This window comes from Shewanella nanhaiensis (assembly GCF_019457885.1).
Taxonomy (GTDB): domain Bacteria; phylum Pseudomonadota; class Gammaproteobacteria; order Enterobacterales; family Shewanellaceae; genus Shewanella; species Shewanella nanhaiensis.
The window spans coordinates 356,221-383,016 of record NZ_JAHZST010000003.1; the positions used below are offsets into that span (position 1 = coordinate 356,221).

The 26,796-nt window shown below is 45.6% G+C and carries 19 protein-coding genes; 9 read left to right on the forward strand and 10 right to left on the reverse strand.

Annotated features, from left to right (window positions below):
* The first annotated feature begins 151 nt into the window (after positions 1–151).
* The 3 genes from K0625_RS06075 (at position 152) to K0625_RS06085 (ending at position 4,391) form a co-directional block, all read left to right on the forward strand.
* Positions 152–1,786, forward strand: coding sequence for a cation:proton antiporter domain-containing protein (locus tag K0625_RS06075; RefSeq protein ID WP_220108852.1), 1,635 nt, complete (start codon positions 152–154; stop codon positions 1,784–1,786).
* A 363-nt stretch (positions 1,787–2,149) separates the two neighbouring features.
* Complete coding sequence (gene galK / locus K0625_RS06080; RefSeq protein WP_220108853.1) at positions 2,150–3,316, forward strand: galactokinase; 1,167 nt, start codon at positions 2,150–2,152, stop codon at positions 3,314–3,316.
* A gap of 43 nt (positions 3,317–3,359) precedes the next feature.
* Complete coding sequence (locus tag K0625_RS06085; RefSeq protein WP_220108854.1) at positions 3,360–4,391, forward strand: aldose epimerase family protein; 1,032 nt, start codon at positions 3,360–3,362, stop codon at positions 4,389–4,391.
* Between the two features lie 31 nt (positions 4,392–4,422).
* Here the strand turns inward: K0625_RS06085 and K0625_RS06090 are convergent, their stop codons facing one another.
* Together K0625_RS06090 and K0625_RS06095 are read right to left on the reverse strand one after the other, a co-directional pair.
* Positions 4,423–4,860, reverse strand: a complete 438-nt coding sequence (locus K0625_RS06090; protein WP_220108855.1) for a hypothetical protein — start codon at positions 4,858–4,860, stop codon at positions 4,423–4,425.
* A 420-nt stretch (positions 4,861–5,280) separates the two neighbouring features.
* Complete coding sequence (locus K0625_RS06095) at positions 5,281–6,300, reverse strand: NAD(P)H-quinone oxidoreductase (protein ID WP_220108856.1); 1,020 nt, start codon at positions 6,298–6,300, stop codon at positions 5,281–5,283.
* 384 nt (positions 6,301–6,684) lie between these two features.
* Between K0625_RS06095 and K0625_RS06100 the strand changes: the two genes are divergently transcribed.
* Entirely contained in the window at positions 6,685–9,711 is a 3,027-nt protein-coding gene (locus tag K0625_RS06100; RefSeq protein WP_220108857.1) for a M9 family metallopeptidase, read from the forward strand.
* 62 nt (positions 9,712–9,773) lie between these two features.
* Here K0625_RS06100 and K0625_RS06105 read toward each other — a convergent pair whose 3' ends face one another.
* Complete coding sequence (locus K0625_RS06105) at positions 9,774–12,299, reverse strand: S8 family serine peptidase (protein ID WP_220108858.1); 2,526 nt, start codon at positions 12,297–12,299, stop codon at positions 9,774–9,776.
* Positions 12,300–12,810: 511 nt separating this feature from the next.
* Here K0625_RS06105 and K0625_RS06110 point away from each other — a divergent pair.
* Together K0625_RS06110 and K0625_RS06115 are read left to right on the forward strand one after the other, a co-directional pair.
* Positions 12,811–13,242, forward strand: coding sequence for a curlin (locus K0625_RS06110; RefSeq protein WP_220108859.1), 432 nt, complete (start codon positions 12,811–12,813; stop codon positions 13,240–13,242).
* Positions 13,243–13,256: 14 nt separating this feature from the next.
* The gene (locus K0625_RS06115) at positions 13,257–14,768 is read left to right on the forward strand and encodes a curlin (protein ID WP_220108860.1); all 1,512 of its coding nucleotides are present in this window, start codon (positions 13,257–13,259) and stop codon (positions 14,766–14,768) included.
* Positions 14,769–14,840: 72 nt separating this feature from the next.
* Here K0625_RS06115 and K0625_RS06120 read toward each other — a convergent pair whose 3' ends face one another.
* The 6 genes from K0625_RS06120 to K0625_RS06145 form a co-directional block, all read right to left on the reverse strand.
* Positions 14,841–15,506, reverse strand: coding sequence for a response regulator transcription factor (locus tag K0625_RS06120; protein ID WP_220108861.1), 666 nt, complete (start codon positions 15,504–15,506; stop codon positions 14,841–14,843).
* A gap of 405 nt (positions 15,507–15,911) precedes the next feature.
* On the reverse strand, positions 15,912–16,679 hold the full coding sequence (locus tag K0625_RS06125; protein WP_220108862.1) for a CsgG/HfaB family protein: 768 nt from the start codon (positions 16,677–16,679) through the stop codon (positions 15,912–15,914).
* Positions 16,676–17,068, reverse strand: a complete 393-nt coding sequence (locus K0625_RS06130) for a curli assembly protein CsgF (protein ID WP_220108863.1) — start codon at positions 17,066–17,068, stop codon at positions 16,676–16,678. Before K0625_RS06130 ends, K0625_RS06125 begins: the two co-directional genes overlap by 4 nt.
* A gap of 23 nt (positions 17,069–17,091) precedes the next feature.
* Positions 17,092–17,487 carry a curli production assembly/transport protein CsgE gene (locus K0625_RS06135; protein WP_220108864.1) on the reverse strand — a complete coding sequence of 132 codons (396 nt, stop codon included), beginning with the start codon at positions 17,485–17,487 and terminating at the stop codon, positions 17,092–17,094.
* 294 nt (positions 17,488–17,781) lie between these two features.
* Positions 17,782–18,462, reverse strand: coding sequence for a single-stranded DNA-binding protein (locus tag K0625_RS06140; RefSeq protein ID WP_220108865.1), 681 nt, complete (start codon positions 18,460–18,462; stop codon positions 17,782–17,784).
* A gap of 77 nt (positions 18,463–18,539) precedes the next feature.
* On the reverse strand, positions 18,540–19,907 hold the full coding sequence (locus tag K0625_RS06145; protein WP_220108866.1) for an MFS transporter: 1,368 nt from the start codon (positions 19,905–19,907) through the stop codon (positions 18,540–18,542).
* A 217-nt stretch (positions 19,908–20,124) separates the two neighbouring features.
* Here K0625_RS06145 and uvrA point away from each other — a divergent pair, with 217 nt between their 5' ends.
* The 3 genes from uvrA (at position 20,125) to K0625_RS06160 (ending at position 26,103) form a co-directional block, all read left to right on the forward strand.
* Positions 20,125–22,962: an excinuclease ABC subunit UvrA gene (gene uvrA, locus K0625_RS06150; protein ID WP_220108867.1), complete on the forward strand. Its 2,838-nt coding sequence runs from the start codon at positions 20,125–20,127 to the stop codon at positions 22,960–22,962.
* Between the two features lie 25 nt (positions 22,963–22,987).
* Complete coding sequence (locus tag K0625_RS06155) at positions 22,988–24,046, forward strand: M28 family peptidase (RefSeq protein ID WP_220108868.1); 1,059 nt, start codon at positions 22,988–22,990, stop codon at positions 24,044–24,046.
* A 239-nt stretch (positions 24,047–24,285) separates the two neighbouring features.
* A complete protein-coding gene (locus tag K0625_RS06160; protein WP_220108869.1) occupies positions 24,286–26,103 on the forward strand; it encodes a DEAD/DEAH box helicase in 1,818 nt (605 codons plus the stop codon).
* A gap of 106 nt (positions 26,104–26,209) precedes the next feature.
* Here K0625_RS06160 and K0625_RS06165 read toward each other — a convergent pair whose 3' ends face one another.
* A complete protein-coding gene (locus K0625_RS06165; protein WP_220108870.1) occupies positions 26,210–26,758 on the reverse strand; it encodes a VOC family protein in 549 nt (182 codons plus the stop codon).
* Positions 26,759–26,796 lie beyond the last annotated feature (38 nt).

Here is a 26,796-nt window from a genome sequence, read left to right on the forward strand (position 1 = left end):
AAAAATAGTGAAGGGAAACTCAGTAAATAGCCTTTTAATCTCCTATCCTAGAGACCACAAAAAAGATAGCCGAAAAGCATTAATTTTTATTTATAATTAATCTAAATCTTATAGAATAATAGGTAGTTAACTTCACCCAGTCAGGAGAATCATGGAACCCGCCATTCTTATTATTACTTTAGCTTGTGGCATGCTTGTTAGCCGAGTCGGATTGCCACCGCTGATTGGTTACCTTGTTGCGGGCTTTGTGCTGTTTTTATTTGGAATTGACGAATCCAGCCTTCCCCTGCTCGAGCAGCTGGCGGAGCTAGGTGTCACCCTACTGCTTTTTGCTATTGGCTTAAAACTAGATATTAAAAGTCTCTTTAAAGCAGAAGTCTGGGCTGGCTCTAGCCTGCATTTAATGGGATCGATGATCTTCTTTATCCCTCTGCTTAAATTATTGGGAATGCTCGGTCTCGAGCAGCTTACTGGACTCGAATTTAACCAACTAGCCCTGCTGGCGTTCGCCTTAAGCTTTTCCAGTACTATTTTTGCCGTTAAGATACTGGAAGATAAGGGTGATATGCAGTCACTCTATGGCCGTGTTGCTATCGGTATCTTGATTATGCAAGATATCTTTGCCGTCGCCTTTTTAACTATCTCTAAAGGTGATATTCCCTCTGTTTGGGCCTTTGGTCTGCTACTACTTCCCTTGGCAAAACCACTCATCTACCGCGCTTTCGATCGCGTTGGCCACGGTGAACTGCTTGTCCTTTTTGGCCTAGTTATGGCCTTAGTATTAGGAGCATGGCTATTTGAAGTGGTCGGCTTAAAGCCAGATCTTGGTGCGCTGATAATCGGTATTTTATTAGCGGGGCACTCTAAGTCTTCAGAACTGGCTAAATCCCTCTTCTACTTCAAAGAGCTCTTTCTGGTGGCCTTTTTCCTCACCGTAGGACTCAATGGATTACCTAGCTTCTCCGATATCGGGCTCGCCACACTGTTAGTGGTGATAGTGCCTATTAAGATGCTGCTTTTCCTCTACCTACTGACCCACTTTAAGCTCAGATCACGCACCGCCCTGATGAGCTCATTTAGCTTAGGTAACTACAGTGAATTCGGCTTAATTGTCGCAGCGGTGGCCACCAGTAAAGGTTGGCTTCCCTCCCAGTGGATGGTGATCCTTGCTGTTGCACTTAGTATTAGCTTCCTGTTTGCTGCGCCACTGAACGCAGCTTCCAGTAGGCTATACCAGAAATTACAGGGCCGCTTAATTAAGCTTGAAAGACACCCTCTTCATCCGGAAGATAGACCGATCCCAGTTGGTAACCCTAGATTCCTTATCTTAGGTATGGGACGGATCGGTAGTGGAGCTTATGATGAACTTAAAGCCAATTTTGATGGTGAAATATTAGGCATTGAACATAAGCAGGAGCTGGCTGACTTCCACCAAAGTGAAGGACGTAATGTGGTTCAAGGCGATGCCTCAGATACCGATTTCTGGGAGAAGTTAGATCGCGCGCCAAACCTAGAACTTGTTCTGTTAGCGATGCCACACCATATCGGTAATCAGTTCGCCGTCGAGCAACTTAAGCGGCTTAACTATCAAGGTAAACTCAGCGCTATAGTCCAATACAGTGATGATGCCCAATCTCTGCGAGAATCCGGCGTACACAGTATCTATAACCTCTATGAAGCTGCCGGTGCAGGTTTTGTTGAGCATGTGGTAAAAGATCTTCTTGCCGATAGCCAAACTAAAGAGGAAGACACCTCAGAGATAGTAAAAGTAAAACAGCAGGGATAGCGACAGGAATACACACAAGTCCCTTCCTACCTGCTCTCCACCAGCTCCCCACCTAAGCTAAGGTGGGGAGCAGAAAGCAGCAGTTCAAATCAATATAAAACCACTTTTATTGCCTTACCAATTAGCGAGAACTCTCTAAAAGCGCCCCAAGCAACTACTTCTTTATGAGTAATTAGATAAAAAACCTTTTATTATCTTCTGCTCCCAGCAAAAACTCAGTTACAGCTTAAGTTAACTCATGATATAAATTGGTATATAAAGTACCAAAATAGGTACAAAAAGACCGAAACAAATTATCTGTCACCATCAGCATTAGGGCTGATTTGGTGCATACTCAATACATATTTAGGGTAGTTGTAAAGCATGTCGAATCCTGCTCAACGCGCGAACAAATTATTTGTGCAAACTTTTGGCACAACCGCAGACGATCTTTATCTGGCACCAGGCCGGGTAAACTTGATCGGTGAACACACAGACTATAATGATGGTTTTGTCCTACCCGCCGCCATTAACTTCCATACCATTGTTGCGGTAAAACGCCGTGAAGATGCGATTTTTCGTGTTATCTCTGATGCCTTTCCCGGTGAGATAAAGGAGTGGGAATTTGGCCAAGAGGGGCAAATGGATCCCCAAGATACTTGGATAAAGTACCTTAAAGGGTTTACCGCTGCGATGGCGGCATCCGGTCTACCAGCTAAAGGGTTAGATCTGTCGATTGTTGGCAATGTCCCTTTAGGCGCCGGACTCTCTTCGTCTGCAGCGCTAGAGATCGCTTTTGGCACAGCAATCAATGACTGCAGTCAACTCAGACTCTCTCCGTTAGCCGTCGCTCAGATGGCCCAACGTGGTGAAAATCAATATGTGGGCTATGCTTGCGGCATCATGGATCAGATGATCAGCGCCTTAGGTCAACAAGATCACGCACTGCTTATTGATTGTGAAGATCTTGACAGTGAATCAGTCTCTATTCCCGAAAGCCTGAGTCTTATCATAGTGAACTCCAATGTAGAGCGTGGATTACTTGACCCCGAATTCAAACTTAGACGTGAGCAGTGCGAAAGCGTCGCAGAACACTTTGGCTTAGATACCCTGAGACATCTTGATCTCTGCAAACTTGAAGCATCAAAAGATAAGCTAGACGATGTCAGCTATCGACGGGTTAAACATGTCTTGACAGAAAACAGGCGAACTCAAAATGCAGCCCATGCACTGGAAGCGGGAAATATCCCTAAGCTCAGTCAACTAATGGCACAATCCCACGCGTCTATGCGTGATGATTTTGAGATCACAGTGCCAGAGATAAACACACTTGTAGATATCATCTCCGGTGTTGTTGGAGAGCGTGGTGGAGTGAGAATGACTGGCAGTGGATTTGGTGGTTGTGTCGTCGCCTTGGTCGATCATGAGCTTACCGATGCAGTTGTCGAGGCGATTGAGAGCCAATACACCCAACAAACAGGACTCGAAGCGACTGTGTATCTTTGCTCTGCATGTGACGGTGCCGCTCGCGTCGACGAAGAGCTCTACTAGCGATAATAATTACTTAGTTTCACAACAAAAAGGGATTGCTTTTATGGTACGTTTTCGTCCGTTAGAACCTTGGGAAGATCCCCGAGGAGGCTTGATTGAGCGTGTCAGAATAGATAACGGCACCATAGCGCTAGAGGTACTGAGTTTGGGCGGCATCATCCGCTCTCTCTGGACTCCTGACAGAGATGGCGAGAGAAGCAATATCGTTTTAGGTTGTGATTCTGCGGAGGATTATCTGGCTCAAGGTGCTCATCTTGGCGCCATTGCTGGACGCTATGCCAACCGAGTTGCTAATGGGCAGATGAGTTTTGAAGGCAATAACTATCAACTGGATACCAATCAGTTGACCAACTGCCTGCATGGTGGCAGTGAAGGCTTTAACCGTAAACAGTGGCATATAGGTCAGCTCCCCGATGGCGTAAGACTAAGTTTAGTCAGTCCTGATGGCGATATGGGCTTTCCTGGTAACTGTACAGTACAACTGGATTATCGACTCGCTGGCAATAATCTCTATATGGAGATTTTTGCTTCTACAGATAAGGCCTGTCCGATCAGCTTGACTCAGCACAGTTACTTTAATTTAGAGGGTGCCCATTCAAGCTCTAACCGCGACCATACCCTTCAAGTAGACAGTCAGAAGCATTTTATTCTCAATGAGCTGGGCCTTCCTACTGGAGTAGAAGAGGTAAACGGTAGCTTACTCGACTTTAATCAGGCCAAAGGCTTAGATGTTCAGGAAAATAAACAGTTCTCCTCAACAGGTGGGATAGATCACTGCTATTTAGTCTCAACAAACAGTGATGAATTGACGCGATTTGGCTGCCTAAGTTCACCTAAGTCTGGCCGCAGCCTGACCCTATACACAAATCAACCTAGTGTGCAGATCTATGGGGCAAACTTTCTACAGGGAGAAAAAGGCAGAGGCGGACAGGTACTAAGTAAGCATCAAGGGATATGCTTGGAGCCTCAGCAGATCCCTGACGGCCCCAATCAAACAGAGCTATTTAGTGACCCATGGATAAAACCAGATCAGGTTTATCATCATATCAGTCGCTATCAGTTTGAAGCAGTTTAATGAAGATAAGCCTTAGCTAAGGCTTATCGCTTTACTCCTCTAAACCACCTGACCAGCCATCAGCAAACTCACGATCTTGGCTTTCTGAGCCATCATCGAGATCAAGGTCATCATCGGGGGTTTTGTTACTATCCAGATCTTTTTGGGCTTCCTTTTTAATCAAAGGTTTGTGTTTAGAAGATATCGCCTCTACCCAGCCCTCGTGCTTGCCCATAAACTCACTACGTGCGCTATTCCAAGCCGCACCATAAGTCTCTGCAGCAGCTTTTGCCGCTGCCTTGTCCAGATCATGCAGGTTGTGCTGAACTATCTCCTCTGCATATTCAATTATCGAATCTCTTTGAGTGTTATAGAGATAGATGCGCCCCGCCGAGGCTTCTGGAAATTGCTTGTCATGAATGACAATAGCATTACCACGAGCCGTTCTTAACTCGCCATACCAAATTGGTGTTTTCACTGTATTATACATATATGCCAATATCCTTTAATCAACACATACAGGAGGAATACAAGGCCAAAACGATTAAACGATAGACCTTTACCAACCTATGCTATTTCAAATTAGGCCTACACCAAAAGGGGCAGTCCTGTTCATCAAAATACTCACTTCTACCTAGCGTAAAGCAAGGAGTGAATCATGAGTTTTCAAACTAATATCGAATTTAGTTGAAAGCATGATTTATTCAAGTTTTCATTTGTGAAATCTACAAATATTAAGCTATAACTCAATAAAATCAATTTCAACCATTTGATAAAAATGGATTTAAAAAATATCAAATTGAGGGCTATATTGAGCAGGCTAAATGACAATCTAATGTCATTTAAATTACAAGAAAAATTTAAGTAAAAACAAATATATCAACTTGCTTTTCATCATAAGAACTTAATGTCATTGCACTTTCAACACTAGCTTACCTCTATGCTCTCCAGCCTCCATCAAGGTGTGAGCTTTCGCACACTCATAAAGGGGAAACTCTGCAAAAATATGCGGTTTAAGTTGAGTGGAACTCTCTAGCTCGCAAGCTAACAAGGGCCAAACTTTCTCTAACAGCTGTGTGGTAATTTCAGCTTTAGCCACAACGCTTTGAGGCCGCAGTGTTGACCCAGTCCAACGAATTCGTTTAGCCATGATCCGAAAAATGTCGACTTCAGCTGTAGCCCCTCTCTGCATCGCTACGGATACCATACGCCCATCCATAGCTAAGGCTTTTAAATTTTGATTAATAAAATCGCCACCAGCCATATCGAATACAACATCAACTCCCCTCCCTTGAGTATGCTCCATAACAGGGGTGACAAAATCACTACGGTAATTAAGCGCAAGCTCGGCGCCTAGGCTTACGCAATGCTCGCACTTCTCATCACTACCCGATGTCGTGATAACCTTAGCGCCAAATGCCTTAGCTAAGACAACAGCCGCACTCCCCACCCCTCCTGAGCCACCATGGATCAATACAGTCTCACCCATCTTCAATTCGGCTCGCATAAATAGATTGCCCCAGACCGTAAAAAAGGTCTCAACAACGGCGGCGGCATCGGAGTCGCGCCAGCCATTAGCGATCGGCAGGCAGTGATCTGCATGCGTCACCACATATTCGCCATAGCCGCCACCGGGCACCAAGGCACACACCCTCTCTCCCAGTTGCCATCGAGTGACCTTTGACCCTAGTGCCACCACCTCACCTGCAACCTCTAAGCCTAAAATTGGGCTAGCACCAGCTGGGGCAGGATAAACGCCTTTTCTCTGAGCCAGATCAGGCCCATTGACGCCTGCCGCATGAACTCTAATTAACACCTGCTCCTCTTCAACCTTAGGTAGTTGAGAGCGAGTAAGATATAAAACATCCGGCGTTCCTGGTTCATCAAAAGTAACGTGTAAATAGTCTTGTGGAAGTGAGTGTGCAGACATAAATTAGGACTTATTAACATTCAGATTTAATATTGATACACCTCAAATAAAGGTAAATCAATCCTTAACAGAGCAAAAATATATCAACTAAATTCTATCTACCCCATTTTCAACCACACACCAGTACGCTCAAGGCCTCCACTTAATTTCTCACTCCTTGCTGAATAAAAAAAGCACAAAAGAGTCACTTTGACTATTGTATATTTTATCCTCAATCTGTATTGTTGCATTTATGTTAAACGGGTTTCCCTGAGAAAATTAAGTCTTCAACAAAGAGAGACTACCTACCTGTTTAGCTTAATAAGATCTGCTCAGCAGACGTTTATACATCCATACACCTCCCTTAGGCATAGAGCCTAAGGAACAACAATCAATGGAGAACCCATGAAATTAAAACATCTGGTCGTCGCAATAGGGCTCACTACAAGTTTTAGCGCAGTGAGTAACCCAAGTAGCACCTACTCTCATCACATAGGTTTATCAGAAAACCAGGCTCAAGCATCAAAAAGTGCCCTCACTCAAACTCTCTCCCCTTGGGCGAGTGCAGATACTATGGCTGCAAGGCCTGGACTAATTGGGCCCAATGGTCCAGCGGCAGCTGCCGATTGCAGTAGCTTTATAGGGTTAAGTGGCAGTGCGCTGGTGACTAAGCTGGCAACATCAGATCCACAATGTGTCAGTCCCCTTTACAGCCTTAAGGGAACCGATGCCACAGCTCTATTCAGTGAAGCCAACATGCTCAGTGTGGCAGATGGGATCACTAGCCGCGCTCCCGAATACACAGGGCTTGATAGCACAGGCATAGAATCACTTATCTACTTTCAACGTGCAGCCCTTTATGTGCAGTTTTACAGTCCCGAAGATGTTCCCGCCTACAGCAGTACAGTAAAAGCAGATATCAAGAAAGAGATCACGGCTATCTTCGACAACGCCAAGATCTGGACCATCTCAGAGGAGAACTCCGGTGTATTAAAGGAGTCATTGATCTTAATCGATTCGGCTGGATTAGGTGCCGACTTTAACCATATCACCAAGAGAGTACTGAGTGAGTATAATGCCGACTGGCAAGCCAGCTGGGGCATGAATGGCGCGGCGAACGCTATCTTTACCACACTTTTTCGGGCTCAATGGGATGATGCGATGAAGGTGCTGTTTGCGACCGACCATAGTATTCTCGACTCCCTCAACAACTTTCAGCTCAATAATCGACACTTAGTGGGCAGTAACGCTGAATATGTTCTGCTTAACGCTATTCGTGAGATGTCTCGCCTTTACCATATTCCCCAGATGAAGAGCAGAGTCACCACCTTAGTCAAAGCCGTGCTCGATAGCAGCAGTAAAAACGATGAATCTAAAGTTATCTGGTTAGCCGCTGCCGAGATGGCAGATTATTACGACAGGGCCAACTGTAACTATTATGATATCTGTGGTTTTAAAGCTCAGCTCGAAGCCGACACCTTAAGTTTTAACTGGCAATGTTCAGACACTTTAATGATGCGTGCTCAAGCCCTCTATCAAGATCAGGCCAAATGGGCCTGTGAGGTGCTAGGCGGACAAGAGATCTACTTCCATAGCAAATTAGGCACCAATAACACGCCTGTGGCAAATGATAATAATGAAGCCCTCGAGTTGGTCGTTTTTGATAGCTCCAGCGATTATCAATCCTATGCAGGCACCTTTTTCGGTATCAATACCAACAATGGCGGCATGTACCTTGAGGGTTCGCCAGCAGGAATGAAAAACCAAGCCAGATTTATCGCCTATGAGGCGCAGTGGCGCCAACCTGACTTCCATATATGGAACCTTCAGCATGAGTATGTCCACTACTTAGATGGACGCTATAATCTGCACGGTGATTTTGGTCGTGGAATTTCGGCTAACACCATCTGGTGGATAGAGGGATTAGCCGAATATATCTCCTACCGTGATGCCAATACAGCAGCTATCGCAATGGGCGAAACTGCAGAGTACCCACTCTCAACGATTTTCAAAAACAACTATGACTCAGGCCAAGACCGGATCTATCGCTGGGGATATCTGGCGGTGCGCTTTATGTTTGAAAATCACAAAGCGGACGTGGACCAGATCTTAGCTTACCTGCGCAACGATCAGTATGAAGAGTACCAAGTCTTTATGGACAGTATCGGTACCCGCTATGACAACGAATGGACAGGTTGGCTTACCAGTGGTTTAAGTGCCGTAGACAACGGCATTATCGACCATGGTCCCTCTGATGCCGATGCCCTGCCAAGCGGCATTGACGGTAACTGGGCAGGTCCTAAACCCACCATTAGCACAGATTATTCGCCCTGTACTGTCACCGATGAAGCCTATCGCTACAGTGATGAAGCTAGCCTTAAACTGGATACCCCCATGGAGTGTATTGACTCTCAAAATGGCAGAGCCAGCTTTGCCATTGCTAATGTCGACAGCACTGCACAGGAGATCTGGATTAAAGTTGGTGGTGGCTGGGGCGATGCTGATATCTACTACAGCACAACAGGGTGGGCCAGCGGTGAGTCTAATGAAGGTTACGGCATAGGCAATGGTAATCACGAAGTGATTAAGGTCACCATGAACCCTGATGAGTATTGGCACTATATCACCCTCGCAGGTGATTTCGGAGGTGTAGATATGTTAGTGAGTATCACTGAGGTGGTGGCCGACCCAGATCCTGCTCAAGGTGGTGATAATGGTGGAGGAGCGCCAACTCCCGTTGAAGATTGCGGGTCTGCAACCATTAGCTATGGTCAGCTGACTTTAGGCCAAAGTGAGTGCATCAGTGGTGGCAAAAATAGCTTATATGTTTACGTTGAAGAGGATAATACTCAACTTACCATCAGCACAGCAGGTGGTAGCGGTGATGCTAACCTTTACTTCAATGCAGAGACTTGGGCTAGCAGTACCAGTCATCAAGCAAGCTCAACGAATACGGGCAATGACGAGACTTTATATGTCACAGCAAACAGAGGTTGGCGCTATATTACGGTGGACTCTGAGAGTGAGTTTTCAGGCGTAACCGTCACGGTAGAGTTAAGCTCAGGAACACCACCTACGCCGCCAAACTCAGGCACGATAACCGATGCCTGTTTGATCCAAGCTCCCACCAACAGTGCGCGCCTCACCTCAGGGGAAGCGGTCTGTGCTGACGATGGTATCAACTACTATTCGCTCTGGATCGATGAGGGCACAAGTGAACTCACAGTTACCTCAGCTTATGGTAGTGGGGATATCAGCCTCTATGGTGGCAGTTCTTGGTCAAATGCCAATAGTCATGAGGTAACATCGACAACAGCTAATAGCACAAGTGAGACCTTTACCGTTAGTAACCCCATTTCAGGCTGGTACTACATTACTCTTGAGAGCGAAGTCACAAGCTCAGGGGTAGCGGTTCAAGCTGAGCTAAAATAACCTAGATATTTAAAACCAAAAAAAGCGGCCCGAGGGCCGCTAATGACAAGTAACTCTACGATTTAGAATTGAGCTGTGATTGGATCAGAACATAGGCTAGAACCAGTTTCACAGATTGTGTACTCAACCGATGCAGGCGCATTTGTGAAACGATCACGGTAACGACCATCATTATCAGTCGTCGCAACCATCTCACCATCACGGTAGATATCTACCGAATTGCCATTTGCACCATCCCAAGTCAGGTCAACTAGCGCACTGCCACGACGAGATAGCTTAGCTCGAAGAACTTCTGCCGTAATCACATTATCAAATACGTCAACATTCATGTTGGCTGTATCAGTGTTACCTTCAGCATCTGTCACTGTTAGTGAAACAGCATAACTACCCGCTGATGCATAGGTATGAGATGGGTTCATATCAGTTGAGCTACCCATATCACCAAAGTCCCAGCTATAGCTCACGATGTCATCGTTCGCATCGGTACTTGTGTTGGTAAAGCTAACAGTCAAGCCATCAACACTGTGATCAAAACCAGCAACTGGTGCGGCAGGTCCAGTGTCACCTACACCTGAGATAACAATACCCCAGCTGTTAAGCGTTCCTAAATCTGCTGCTGCATTATCGCTAACAGACAGAGTCCAGGTACCCATCGCCATCTCACCGTTAAAGTCAGAAAGATCCCAGCTTTCTACAACATCATCGGCGCTGCCACCAGAGCGGTTATGCAGTATAGACTCCGTCCCTTCTGGTGAGGTTAGCGTTACGATAAGGTCGCCACTCCAAGTGTGGGTAATATTCACATCGGCAGTAACACCAAACACTTGTAGATCATCAGCAACGTCGATTGTGCTCACGATACCATTTGAGTCATTGTCAGGCAGATCTACTGGAGTCGTGTTCTCATATGGGTAATCCTGCAGACCCTGAGGCAGCACGTTAAGAGAAACACTCTTGCTCTTTTCGAAGTCACCATCAACACCGGTTACAGTAAAGGTGTAGTCACCCCACTGAGTATCCGACGCAGTCGCAACGTCTAGCATAAAGGTATCATCAGCACCTGCGGTTGTTGCTGACAAAGATACACCCGCTAATGCTGGAGCTGACGTCACACTAAGGTTGGCAGTGCCATCCCAGCCGCCTACGCTGCCAACAGAGAACTCATAACTAGTAGACTCACCAGCAATAACCTGAGCAGAACTTGGCGTAGCACTAAAGCGGAAACCTGGAGCGGGATCAGCTTCTTCCAGTGCTGTTAACAGGTTCAGGCGCTTGCCCGATACTGTCTTGCCATCCAAATCGGCCAAAGCATCACCGGAATCCATCAGCAAGGCCTTCATTTCAGCCATAGTCAAATTAGGATTAATAGACCACACCAAGCCTGCCGCGCCAGCAACGTGAGGACTGGCCATGGACGTCCCGCTGAATACAGAGTAATTATTACCCGGCGTAGTAGACAGAATGCTGCTACCTGGTGCACCCACATCCACAGATACTGGTCCCCAATGAGAACAGCTGTCCAAAGTGTCATCACGGGTAGTCATGGAGACAGCCAAGATGGCATCTGAATCGTATGAAGCTGGGTAGCTTGGCTCCTGATCGATATCGCGTGCAGGTGCACCAGTTCTACAATTACCTGCCGCAGCGACAAACAGAATGCCTTCATCACCACTGGCTTCGATGGAATCTTTCAACGCCTGGCTGAAGCCACCACCTCCCCAAGAGTTATTGGTCGCACGCACATCTATACCACGATTGACTTTAAGATCAGTGAAGTAATCAATACATTCGATAGCATCCGCAGTTGAGCCGCTACCACCTGCGTCGAGGAACTGACAACCAATGATACTGACATCCCAGTTCACCCCAACAACACCAATGCCATTGTCGCCTTCAGCGCCAATGGTGCCCGCTACGTGAGTACCGTGACCGTTACCATCCATTGGGTCGCCATTATCATTAACAGCGCTGAAACCATGGACATCATCGATGACACCATTACCATCATCATCCACGCCATTGCCGGCAATTTCACCCGGATTGACCCACATGTTATTGGTCAAATCTTCATGGTTGTAATCAACACCAGTATCGATAACACCGATAATCACAGTGTCATCACCAGTTGCTATGTCCCAGGCTTCTGGGGCATCTATATCAGCGTCTGCTGTCCCCCCATTCTGGCCAGTATTGTTAAGTCCCCACATTTCAGGATAACGAGGGTCATCCGGCGCACCTGCAGCTTTCAGGATATAGTTAGGTTCGGCATATTGAACTGCTGGATGCTGACTGATCATTTTAATTGCTTTTGATACATCAGATCCTGAACGCAGTGATAGTTTTGCCAGCTTACCGCCCATTAAATTAGCGAACTTATCATCAACGCCGTCGGCATTGATGTCACGTATTGAACCGCGCACTAAGCGCTGTGCAGAAAGACGTTCAGATTTTGTGACATTATCTTTATACACTACAAGAATTGAGTCTTTCACATATTCATGTTGTGTCACTTTAGCCTGAACGGGTGCTGCAGATACCGTAATGGCGCCAGCAACAGCAAGCGCGATCGGTGTCAACTTATTAAACATAATTCTGACTTCCTTTTTATCCCTAAATATTTATATCCGGAACCAAATCCATCTAAGACCTTTAATACGCGGTATTAACCTTCTCTTCTTAAAAAGGTCTCAAAACATCCCGGTGCATTTCACAAAGAGGATTGTTGCCACAAGGTTACTAATTTTAAAAGCGGACTCACGGGCTTTACTACCTTTCTACTACGCCCATCGCGCTAGCAAGTTTAATTTAAAAAACTAAATAGCATTTATATAAAGCAACTTTATTCAAAACAAACAAATAATTAAACGTCACTTACGAGTTAAAAAAATATTTATTCCAGAGATTTTAATAAATATACCTTCTTCCAATTGCGGCATTTTTACAGGACTGTAACTTGAACTCTCATCTGGATCTATTGTTAAGCATTCGTTATTAACGCTTCTGCAAAAGGTCTAAAGGATAGCTAATCGTTTTAGGGAATTTGATTCAAGACTTGTATCGAGAATAACCTAGAGCTCATAAAGTAAAAGGGGTATGAAAGTGCCAACATTTAACTCTCTATTTTTACTGTTTATCACCCTCTGCAGTAGCTCTTGGGTATTAGCAGATGATGAGCTAGACACAAGCAATACCTACGAACTACCTATCACGTTACAAACTCTTCTCGAAAGCAATGGGCGTTCAAGCCTAGTTAACCTAGTTCAGCTAGGTAACCTAAATACCGCAAATATTATGCAGACTGGCAATAACAACTATGTCGATCTGATGCAGTTAGGGGACAACAACCAGGCCAATATCACTCAGGATGGGAAGAATAATCAGGTAGAACTTATTCAAGTTGGTGGAGATAACCAAGCAGATATCATCCAAATAGGAAACGATAACTTGGTTAATTTAAATCAACTTGGCAGTGCTAATTTCTCTATCGAGCAGATTGCCGATGGTGCTGAAATAACCATAACACAATATTAAACAGGGAAAGTCACATGAGATCTCAAACAAAAAAAACAATACTTGCGCTAGCGATCACTGCAGGACTCGGAATGAGTGGCTCAGCATTTGCTGATTCTGCAACCATTACACAAACGACAGATACAGCTAATGCTGTTGTTGGCCAAGAAGCTTATATTCAGCAAACTCAAACTGGTGGTAATGCCAATGTTGCTACCATCACTCAAATCGGTGATGACCAATCTGCAACTACGGTACAGGAAGGGGTTTGGCTAGAAGCCTATACTAATTCCACTGGTCTTGGTAACAATGTTGAAGTAGATCAAGCTGACGACTGGCACATCTCTAATGTCGACATGACTGGTAACGATAACGAAACTTATGTTGCTCAGTTCGACTTTTTTAATCAGGTCAACATAGATGTCACAGGTAATGATAACAATGTTGATGTCGCTCAAGACGGTTCACAAAGTGAAGCTGTTGTTGAGCTAATTGGTGATAATAATACCGCTGTAATCAATCAAGAAGGTGACGGTAACTTCGGTGTATACCGTGTTGAGGGTAACGATAATGATGGCGACGTTACTCAGATAGGTAACGGTAATACCGCAGGCATGGTTTCCCTTGATATCACACCCAATGTTGGCAACAACAATGATGTAACCGTCTATCAAGAGGGAGATGGCAACTTAGGTGCCGTTAAAGGCGTTGCAGGCGATGATAACAACTTCGATATTGAGCAAGCGGGTAACGATAACACAGGTTTTGTTTATGACTTAACTGGTTCTGACAATGAATTTGAGATTGACCAAGAGGGCAATAACAACACAGCTTATATGGCTGCCGTCCAAGGTGATGATAACTTTATTGAGATAAAACAAGATGGAATGAGTAACACAATTGGTGACACCTTAATCGCTGAGGTTCAAGGTGATGACAATGATCTGAGAGTCGACCAAGAGGGAGACAACAACACTGCCCAGTTCCAAGTATTTGGCAACGACAATGATGTCTCTTTAGATCAAGAGGGGAACACCAACGTTGCTACATTCGGCGTCTATGGCAACGATAATGATTTTGACCTAAGAAGTGACGGAGATGAAAACGAAGTTACCGCTTTTGCCGAAGGTGATGATAACAAGATAGAGATCAGCCAAGAGGGTGACATGAACTTCGGTTATGCAGACCTTATCGGCAGTGGTAATGACACAGATATCGAACAAGATGGCGATGAAAACGAAGCCGTATTGACGGTTGTGGGTATGAATAATGCCGATCTCGATATGACACAAGAGGGCGACCTTAACCTTATCGATCTTATCATTGTTGGTGATGAAAACAGTGCTTTAATCACGCAAACAGGTGATGGTAACTGGGTTGGTGGTGAAGATGATGGTGCCTTCGTCGTAACTGGTGATGGTAACAGCCTGACCATAGCCCAAACAGGTAATGACAACCTAGTTATGGGTTCGCAAACTGGTTCAGATAACAGCATCTCAGTCACGCAAACTGGTGACTTTAATACCGCAACTGTGATTCAAAACTAATTTCATATTAGTAACAAAAGCAAAAAGGGAGCTTAGGCTCCCTTTTTATTTATATCAATAAATTAAATCAGATTAAGAACATAACTCAAGCTGACTCTGGTAACTTTGTGCCCACCTTAACAGTTCAACACGGTTTCTAGATTGCGTCTTTCTGAAGATAGATGAAATATGAGCCTTTACAGTATGCTCACTGATACACAACCTGTGAGCTATCTCTTTATTTCTTGCACCGCTCGACACTAAACTAATAATCGTTCTCTCCCGACTCGTTAGCATCTGCATCATCACTGCGCTGTCTTGCAGTGTGTCATTGGCACTGTCTAATTTACGCACAAGACGGCTGAAAACCTGGCTGATCAACTGCCGATCAAAATAGAGCTCTCCCTCTACCATATTGGTAATACCCGACATCAAAGAATCCATTCCTTGATTAGAGTAAAGCACCCCTTTTATTCCTAAAAGCAGCGCTGATTCAACCTCTAACGTATTGGGCTCAACTTGATGAAGCGCAACGGGGCACTGCGATGCGAGCCTAGATGCTATTAAAGGGATACCTTTATTATCCAGCGCCTCCCCTTTTTGAGCAATAAAACAGAAACTATTTGATAGTAGCCCATCAAAAAGTTCTGAAGACTTACTGACAATCCGAGTCTTTAATCCAATCGATTGAGCCAAAATAGCTAAATGACATGGCGCTTCAATTTGATGAAAAAAGACAAGTTCATCGATTTGGTTCATAACTTTCTCCTTGTCTATACCCTTATGTTTTCACCCTGAAGAAAACATAAAATACTCTCTGGTCCCATGAGAGTTAAAACAGCTTTTTTACTTTTGAGAAACATTATTATAATAAATAATTATAAATTACCAGAAAACAAACTAAGAAAAATAAATAAAGCTGTAAAATTTACATAGCAGAGTTTTATTCGCTATTCAGGCATATTTTATACGGCTTAAAGTAAGATTATGATTATATAAATGCAGAGCATGGAATTGACATTGCAGGTGTTTGAATAAATTGTATTAAATATGAAGCAGTAAAGAAGCAGCAATAATATTAAACAGTGTTATTGCTGCTCTGTTCTCAAAAAATCTAGGCTTAAGTTAACTTTGTGACTCACTCCAGTGAATTAGCTCTATGAATTAACTTTGAGAATTAGGACTCCAGTATCCCAATGCGATCCCCTTATCGACCATCTCAGCAACCGCTAGCTCAATCGCTTGCAACACACAAAACTGCACAGGCTCATTAGTTGTGAACCCCATCTCAGCTTCAGCCAAACGATTTAAACTAGTAAAACGAAACAGACCAGCTCTCAACTCCTGAGAAAACACACGTTTAGTGGTGGATACCGACATCATCACTTTTCCACTGTGCACATCGACAGCTCTCAAATAGATGGTGACCTGATCTTCACGATAGAGCTCAGAAGCACCGATACCGTAATACTCCATGCCGATACCACCTGTACTAACATTTGTCTCATAACTGATAATCCCACCTTCAAGCAACAAGCGAGCATTGGTCAGTTGAGGCACTTCAGAGTCTTTACTCTTAGGTTGCTTCTTGGTTATCTTTCGCTCCGTTAACAGGTTTTGTAACCCTTCACGCTCAACAGGAGTAAACCAACGAGAATCCAGCAGTGTCTGAATTAGCATAGAGGTCGCGCCTTGGGTTACAGCAGTGGAAAATGAGCTGACATTTTGTTGAGGCTTATACTGTCCCGTTTGATCCCTAAATGAATACACAGCAACAGGAATAGGGTATTTAGGCCCCTTTTTCGCTTGCAGTGCTAGCATGGTCTCGCTCACAGGGTTAAGTTCAGCCTGACTCACATTTAACTCCGGCTTAGGAAGCAGACCACAGCCTGAGAGCAAACTGATGACAACTAGAGGTAGTAAGTATCTCATCCCCCACCTCCATAAACTGGCATCTCAATGACGGTGATCTCACCCGTGACCAAATTAGTAATAGTGAGCACAACCCCACCACCAACAGAGGCGACTTCAATACGAAAATCACCAGTGTCATAGGTACCGTCAGTGATCTCCCCACTGGCAACTCCACGGGTGATCGTATTAAGAATATTTCGCTCTAGAGACTCTTTAAACCGAGTAATAAAGTCTTTATCACCCTCTCCTTCGCTATGATCATTTTGCGCATTAGCCTTATTAAGCAGGTACGAGCCATTTAACGGCGACCCACCAAAACTGGGGTTAATAGGGGTATAGACCAACTCGGTCGATTGAACGCTGCCAGCAGCTAAGCTGACCGCTAAAACTAACATCCTGTATTTCATTATTCTTATCCTAATAGCCAAAATTAATAGCCATCTTCAGCACTTGCCAACTCACCAGTAACGGCGTTCGCCTTAATCTGGGCTATATGATCTATGGTAAGTAAAATTGCTTGCTCTGCCCGCTCCTTTATCGGATTCGCCCGACGTCCAAAATGGGTTCTATAGATAGCTTTTCCATTCACCTCTAAGGTCAGCTGAGTGCCCGCTTGGGGGAATACAGTTTCATAGAGAGTGACATTGAAGCCCTGGGTGAAAGTGAGATCTCGCCAATAACCTGAGTAGTAAAAACCAAAGTCCTTACCAAACCGAGTCAAGGTTCTATCTATCACCAAACCACTAATCTCAATATCATCCTCCACCGCTACTGCAGCCGTTGAGAAGGTAAAGAGAAACGGTAATAAATAGATCCACTTTTTCATATGTTATCAATCTCAACAATTACAAAGGCTCACGGGATGAGACCCAAACTAAACAGTATTAAGCCAACGCGGATCCAGCAATGCCGCGACTTAGACTAAAGAACCACACTATCAGCAATTGGTTTTTTTTGACGAGTAAAAAGTGCTCACTAACGAGTAACTGAAGAAAGCGATAGAAAAGGAGTAATACTTTTGACTAGTTAAGGAAAATATTTAAAACGGAGAAAATAGGCAACAAAAAAGCCTCTTAAATAAGAGGCTTCAGAGATGTTTTTAGCACTTAGTCGCTAAGATCTAAAACGGGATATCGTCATCCCAACCATCATCAAGATCTGGGGTAAAGTTCTGTTGCGGCGCAGCTTGCTGTTGAGGCTGAGGCGCTGGACGCTGTTGTGGCGACTGTTGCTGTGGAGCTGCTTGTGGCTTAGGCGCATAAGCTGGCGCTTGCTGCTGTTGACCACCTTGCTGCTGCGACTGGTATCCGCCCTGCTGAGGTGCCTGTTGCTGAGGAGCTGCTTGAGGCTTAGGCGCATAACCACCCTGTTGTGGCGCTTGCTGTTGAGGTGCATTGTACTGGTTTTGCTGCTGCCCCTGCTGCTGACCATAACCACCTTGCTGTTGACCACCGCCTTGACCACGACTGTCTAACATCTGCATCTCATTGGCATTGATCTCAGTCTTATATCTATCTTGACCGGTTGCCTGATCTTGCCACTTGCTGGTTTGCAGTTTACCTTCGATATAAACCTTAGAACCTTTCTTAAGGTATTCACCAGCAACCTCAGCTAGACGACGGTACATGACAATATTGTGCCATTCAGTACGCTCTTGTGGCTGACCTTGTTGGTCTTTCCAAGACTCACTCGTCGCCACTGTAAAGTTGGCGACGGCATTGCCATTTGGCATATAACGAACTTCAGGGTCTTTACCCAAATTACCGACCAAAATTACCTTATTGACACCACGACTGGCCATTGAAATCTCCTGAGATATTCTTACAAATTACGATAAATTCTACGCTTAATTCATATCAAATGACACGAAATAACGACTTAACTGACAGAGCCTAACACAGCTCGCGCTTCTCTTAAATCGAAATGCTCATCAACTTTTAAATAAGCCACTTTCTCTTCAAGAACCACTATCGCCTCGGCGACACCTGCAAGCTGAGACAGCTCAGTCGCCATCACCTTTGCCTGCTCTTTACCTTCAACTTTTGCTTCAAGAGTATAGCTCTTTAACAACACTGGATTTTTCATGCCTAACGTGAGTAATAACCAGAGCGTCATCAAACCCAGCGCCACAGCGAAAACCCCTTCGGCCCCCACAAGCTGATAAGCACCACCGCCTAATATACCACCACAGAAGGCACCAAGAAATTGACTCGTTGAGTATACGCCCATGGCGGAGCCTTTATCACCAACGGGACAAAACTTGGCAATTAAACTTGGAAGCGACGCCTCCAGATAGTTAAAGCCTGTAAAAAACAGCACAACCGCGATACTTAGCACCACTAGATTATTAGCAAACAGTGCCATTGAAGCCAATGCCAACATCATGATTAGCAGTGAAACTTGAAATGTCGCCTTAGTGTTTTTCTTCTTCACACCAATGATAATAAGCGGCACCATCAAAAAGAACGCCCCCATAAAAGCGGGGAAATAGAGCATCCAATGCTTCTCTTTGGCCAAACCAGCATCAACTAAGTCCAGCGGCAAGGCAACAAATACAGCGGTCAAGACTAAATGCAGAATGAAGATCCCCGCATCAAGACGAAACAGTTGAGGGTCAGTCACCATCGCCTTCAACTTCGCAGGCGTCGCTAATGTATCCCCTTTGGGGGCTTGAGATATGGGGTTCGGCACCAGCAGCTGCACAATAATCATGCCCAAAACCGCGAGACCCGCAGTCATGGCAAACAAACCAGATAAACCTAAATATTGAGCGACAATCGGCCCAACCAGCAGAGACAGGGCGAACGAGAACCCGATGCACATACCAATAATCGCCATCACCTTGGTACGCTGCTCATCCCGAGTCAAATCAGCCGCTAAGGCAAGCACGGCGGCGGCGATCGCGCCCATTCCCTGTATCGCACGACCCGCAACCACACCGTAAATAGTGTCAGCGTTGGCGGCCACTAAACTACCAAAGGCAAACATCAGTAAGCCGATAAGGATAATAGGTTTACGGCCAAACTTATCCGATAATATCCCCATAGGGATCTGCAAAACAGCTTGGGTCAGACCATAAGCGCCAATAGCAATACCCACCCACAATGGTGAAAAACCTTGCAGATGTTGCCCGTAAAGTGCAAAAACAGGCATGATCATAAACAAGCCCATCATGCGCAAACCAAATACACTGGCTAAAGAAAACGCGACTTTTTTCTCAGTCTTTGAGAGTCCGTTATTGGCCATTTTTCGCCCTGATCTGAATACATAAATAAGCCGCGCATTTTATACCAATTCAGATCAAGATGTAACTAATTCATCTAGGACCTTTAAGTGGGAGCACAACAAAACTCCACACCAACTAACCGCACCATCCCAGAATTTACTCTTGATCTTCTCCTCTCTGCTTTTGCTAATTTTTGTGCGATAATCGATCTCTTTTTTATTTGGCATAGAGAGACAGATGGACAAGATTGAAGTACGTGGCGCCCGCACCCACAATCTAAAAAACATCAACCTGACAATTCCCAGAGACAAATTAATCGTGATCACCGGCCTGTCGGGCTCGGGTAAATCCTCTCTGGCGTTTGACACACTTTATGCCGAAGGGCAGAGGCGGTATGTTGAATCCCTTTCAGCCTATGCTCGCCAGTTCTTAAGCCTGATGGAGAAACCCGATGTCGATCATATCGAAGGGTTAAGCCCAGCGATCTCCATCGAGCAAAAATCCACATCCCACAACCCAAGATCCACGGTGGGAACCATCACTGAGATCTACGACTACCTGCGTCTTCTTTTTGCCCGCGTCGGTGAGCCACGCTGCCCCACTCATGCCCAGCCCCTCACGGCACAAACCATCAGCCAGATGGTAGACAAGGTATTAGAACTTCCAGAAGGCAGCCGCCAGATGTTGCTTGCCCCTGTGGTCAACAACCGTAAAGGTGAGCATGTAAAGCTACTGGACAGCCTATCGGCGCAAGGGTTTATTCGCGCCCGTATAGATGGTGAAGTATGCGACCTCACCGATCCACCGGAGCTTGAACTTCACGTTAAGCACACCATTGAAGTCGTGGTCGACCGCTTTAAGGTTCGTGACGATATTCAACAGCGATTAGCCGAATCATTTGAAACTGCACTGGAACTTTCAGGCGGCATCGCCACCGTGGCTGACATGGATAGCGAGAGTAAGAATCCCGATGAAGAGCTACTCTTCTCAGCAAACTTTGCTTGTCCCCACTGTGGCTACTCGATGGCTGAGCTGGAACCAAGAATATTCTCATTTAACAACCCAGCTGGTGCTTGTGGCACTTGCGATGGTTTAGGCGTACAGCAATATTTCGATCCAGAACGTGTTATCGTCAACAATGAGCTATCTCTGGCTGGCGGTGCTATCCGCGGCTGGGACAGACGCAACTTCTACTATTTCCAGATGCTAAGCTCCCTTGCCGAGCACTATAAGTTTGATGTTGAGCAACCCTTTGTAAAACTCAGCGATAAAATACAGAAACTGGTCCTACATGGCTCAGGCAGCGAGAGCATCGCCTTTAAGTACATTAACGATCGTGGTGACGTTGTTGTTCGTAATCACCCGTTTGAAGGCATACTCAACAACATGGACAGGCGCTACCGCGAGACAGAATCAAACGCTGTTCGCGAAGAGCTCTCCAAATTTATCAACACCCAATCATGTCAAAGTTGTCACGGCTCGCGTCTTCGTGAAGAAGCACGTAATGTCTTTATCAATGATCTGAGCATGCCAGAGTTAACCGAGTGGTCTATCGGTGAGGCGATGGAGTACTTCTCCACACTTAAGTTGACGGGACAGAAAGCCCAGATTGCCGAGAAGATCCTTAAAGAGGTGGGCGATCGTTTAGGTTTCCTAGTCAACGTCGGGCTTAACTACCTAAGCCTGTCCCGCTCTGCCGACACGCTCTCTGGTGGTGAAGCTCAGCGGATCAGACTTGCAAGTCAGATAGGTGCAGGATTAGTCGGCGTAATGTATGTGCTCGATGAACCCTCAATTGGTCTACACCAAAGAGATAATGAACGCTTACTGCAAACCCTTATCCATCTTCGCGATATAGGCAATACAGTTATTGTGGTCGAACACGATGAAGATGCTATTAAGATGGCAGATCATGTGATCGATATTGGCCCAGGAGCTGGTGTACATGGCGGTGAAGTGATCTGTGACGGTACTTTAGAGGATATTCTCAGCTGTGACGAGTCGATTACTGGCCAATATCTCTCGGGCAAGAAGCAGATCCATATCAGTGAAGATCGAGTCGCGTATAACGGCGATAAGCTAATCGAGCTATTTGGTGCCAGTGGCAACAACCTAAAAGATGTGGACTTGACCATACCTGTTGGCCTGTTTACCTGTGTGACTGGGGTATCTGGCTCAGGAAAATCAACTCTGATCAACGATACCTTCTATAAGATTGCTCATCGAGTACTTAATGGCGCAACCGTGGATGAGCCAGCCCCTTATCGAGAAGTCAAAGGGATGGAGCATTGTGACAAGGTGGTCGATATCGATCAAAGCCCCATTGGCCGTACGCCACGTTCAAACCCAGCCACTTACACGGGCATTTTTACTCCAATCAGGGAGCTATTTTCAGCAACTCAAGAGTCTCGTACCCGAGGTTATAAGCCTGGTCGTTTCTCATTTAACGTCAAAGGTGGACGCTGTGAGGCGTGTCAGGGCGATGGCTTGATCAAGGTTGAGATGCACTTCCTTCCCGATGTGTATGTCCCATGTGATTACTGTAAGGGCAAGCGCTATAATCGTGAAACCTTAGAGGTCAAATATAAAGGCAAGAGCATCCATGAGGTGCTCAATATGACCGTCGAAGAGGCGAGGCCTTTCTTCGATGCCGTACCAGCCATTGCTAGAAAATTGCAAACCTTGATTGAGGTTGGCCTCTCCTATATCAGCTTGGGACAGAGTGCTACCACACTTTCTGGCGGTGAAGCACAACGTGTTAAGCTGGCAAAAGAGCTCTCTAAGCGAGATACGGGTCAGACGCTCTATATTCTCGATGAGCCAACAACGGGGCTACACTTTGCAGATATTCAATTACTATTGGATGTTCTGCACAGATTAAAAGCTCACGGTAATACCATAGTGGTTATCGAGCATAATCTGGATGTGATCAAAACTGCCGACTGGATTGTCGATCTCGGTCCTGAAGGTGGCGCTGGCGGCGGAACAATTCTAGCGACTGGCACACCAGAGCAAGTTGCCGAGCATAAAGAGTCTCACACGGCGCGCTTTCTTAAGCCTTTGCTAGAACAGTAATTAACGAGATAGACAAGGAGAGAAGATGAGTCCAATACAGATTAAGCTCACCTCTCTCCGCTTCTCACATACCCTCTCTATACTACTGCTCTTTAGCCTTACTCTCTCTGGCTGCTCCACATTCAGTACCAGCTGTAAAACTCAATTAAAAGCCAACTGGGTCGACCAACAAGCCCTTAAAACCGATCTCACTCAACTGACCTCCGCAGAATTTGAGGGTAGAAAAACCGGTACTCAAGGCGCAGCGTTAACTCGAACTTACCTTAATGAGCGTTTCACTCAGATAGGGTTAACACCTTGGTTATCTGCGCAAGTAGGTACAAAAGCCACAAGGCTACAAAGTAAGAGTACAGGCAAGTTCAACCTTCCCTTCACCTACTCCCAAGGGTTCAGTGAGCGAGAAGGCAGCAATGTGGTGGGGGTTTTAAAAGCATCAACCCCCTCAACATCTTGGCGGGTTGTCATCGCACACTATGATCACTTAGGCGTAAAAGGTCGCAAGCTATACCCTGGCGCCGATGACAATGCATCGGGCATTGCAGCCATGTTACAACTTGCCCACTATGCGGCTACACATCCTGAGTTATTTACAAAAACCAATCTTATGTTTGTCGCGACCGATGCCGAGGAGCCAGGACTCTACGGCGGCTACGCCTTGGCCGAGCTTCTTAGCCAGCAAAACATCACTCCAAACAACAAACAGATAGAGCTCGCCATTAACTTAGATATGGTGGGTCGACCTGAGCGCTCCATGGCGGTCTATCTCGAGGGAAGAAGAGGGTTTAAACAGTTTCCATTAATTAAGCAGAAACTGATAAATGAGACAGGGTTATGTATCAAGGCTAAGCACCCAAGAAAGCGGGGGAAGTTAACCGGAAATATTGACTGGCTTAGGGCCTCAGATCACTACCCGCTGCATAAAATTGGGGTTCCTTGGCTCTACTTTGGCGTACCACCTCATCAAGATTATCATGCACCTAGCGATACCCAGGAAAAAATAGATTTTGAATTTCTAGCCGCTGTTACCAGCTCGGCGCACCAACTGCTGATAATAGACAGTTTACAACTAGGAAACATTCAATAAATGATAGTGATAAATTATTATTTTTGAATATAACTTACTAATTAGTATCCGGTTTACCATGAAATCATCCCGTAAACTCATTACGAGCTCACATTTAATTGGTAATACCAATTGCACCCTGCTATAATAATCGGCTTATTAAAGCAATTTTTGTTGCGGGAAGTCGACACGGGGTTGATTTTCTGTCTATAAACCTAAGTGCATTTTCTGCACTCTGTTATTCCACAAGGCTACAACCCATGTCATCCGAAGAAAAAACTTTCCGCGAACTCGGTCTTTCCGAGCCTTTGTTGCGTGCTCTTGACGAGCTAGGCTACGAAAAGCCTACCCCAATTCAAGCTGCAAGTATCGACCCTCTTATGGCCAACAAGGACATATTAGGTCAGGCACAGACTGGTACAGGTAAAACTGGTGCCTTCGCTCTGCCACTACTTAACAGCATCGACCCAACAACCAATGCACCTCAAATTTTAGTGCTAGCGCCAACACGTGAACTTGCCGTTCAGGTTGCAGAAGCTTTTGCTAGCTACTCTAAATTTATGAAAGGCATGCATGTACTACCTATTTATGGTGGTCAAAGCATGCAGCAGCAGCTTAACTCTCTTAGACGTGGTCCACAGATCATCGTTGGTACTCCTGGCCGTGTTATGGACCATATGCGTCGTGGCACACTTAAGCTAGCTACGCTTAAAGCTATGGTACTTGATGAAGCTGATGAGATGCTAAAAATGGGCTTCATCGATGATATCGAATGGATCCTTGAGCATACACCTCAAGAGCGTCAACTCGCACTTTTCTCAGCGACTATGCCTGAGCAGATTAAGCGTGTTGCTAACAAGTACTTGGATAACCCAGTACACGTTAAAATTGCAGCCACTACAACAACGGTTGAAACCATCGAGCAACGTTTTGTTCAGGTCTCTCAGCACAACAAACTTGAAGCGTTAGTACGTGTTCTTGAAGTTGAAAAGACTGAAGGTATCATCATCTTCGTTCGTACTCGTAACAGCTGTGTTGAGTTAGCAGAGAAGCTTGAAGCGCGCGGTTATGCATCATCACCACTACACGGTGATATGAACCAGCAGGCTCGTGAGCGCGCTGTTGATCAACTTAAGCGTGGCAAGCTAGATATCATTATCGCCACTGATGTTGCTGCTCGTGGTCTTGACGTTGAGCGTATCGGACACGTAGTTAACTACGATATCCCATATGATACAGAAGCTTATGTTCACCGTATTGGTCGTACTGGCCGTGCTGGTCGTACTGGTATGGCAATCTTGTTTGTTACGCACAGAGAGATGCGTATGCTACGCACTATCGAACGTGCAACAAAGAGCCGCATCTCACCAATGGACGTTCCTAGCCCAGAGACAGTGACCGAGCGTCGTCTATCTCGCCTAGGTGAGCAAGTTGCAGAGATCATCAGCAAAGACTCTTTAGATTTCATGAAGGGTGCTGTAGCTCAACTTTGTCAACAACTTGAAGTCGACACTGACATTCTTGCTGCAGCACTGCTACAGCAAGTACAGAAAGAGCGTCCTTTACAGTTGCCGTCGATTAACGAGCGTCAGCGTGACAACCGTGATGACCGTAACTCTCGCGATCGTGGTTCACGTGACCGTAATGATCGTCCTCGCCGTGATTCGCGCCCAACCCCAACTAACTTGGGTAAAGCCGATGCACTTAAGGACAATCCAGACGTTAAGATGAGCCGTTACATCATAGATGTGGGTCGTGATCATGGTGTTGGAGTGGGTAATATCGTTGGCGCTGTTGCAAACGAAGCAAACATCGACAGCCGTTATATTGGCCAGATCCAGTTATTTGATAACATGACAGCTATCGATCTTCCTGATGGCATGCCAAAGGATGTACTGGACCACCTTAAAAAGGTGCGTGTTTGTGGCAAGCCACTTAACATTCGTGAAGCCGATGGTGCTGAGATGCCAGCTGGAGACAGCCGTCCACCACGTCGCCCACGCAGACCTTCTGGTGACCGTCGCCCATCAGGTGACAGAAAAACACACCGCAAAGGCCCATCAAGAGATAGCGAGTAAACCCGCTAGATGAGCCGATCGCTTTTAACTAAGTGAATCCATAAAAAAGGAGCCCTAGGCTCCTTTTTTGCTTTTTTATTGATTGGTATTAGCCATCAATCTCATTTCAAGAATCGCTCCCTTCGAACTCCTCCTCATGTAACCAGGCGGCATGCTTAGGAGCCCGCTTAGTCACCGACCACTCCTCAAGCATAGCTGGCGCAACCTTTTTCAACTCTTTAAATTGTGCGGGTGTGCCGGTCACACAGGTTAGCTCTAATCGGTGACCGTTTGGATCGAAAAAGTAGATCGATTCAATAATCCCATGCTTAGTGATCCCGAGTACCTCGACGCCTTTCTCCTCAAGCTCACGCTTGGCCTCAAGCAGTGCTGCAGTATCTTTCACTCTAAATGCAATATGTTGCACCCACTCAGGGGTGTTTCTGTCTCTATCCATTTTGGGCGAATTCGGCAGCTCAAAGAATGCCAATATGTTGCCATTGCCCGCATCGAGAAACAGATGCATATAGGGGTCAGGCGCTTTAGTCGAAGGCACCTTATCTTCAGCTATGGCCACGAGGAAATCCATATTGAGCTTATCTCTATAAAACTCAACAGTCTCTTTCGCATCATTACAGCGATATGCTACATGGTGTATCTGCTCGATATTGATCATAACTTCCCCTAAGAATATAGTAACAAATGTTACTATAT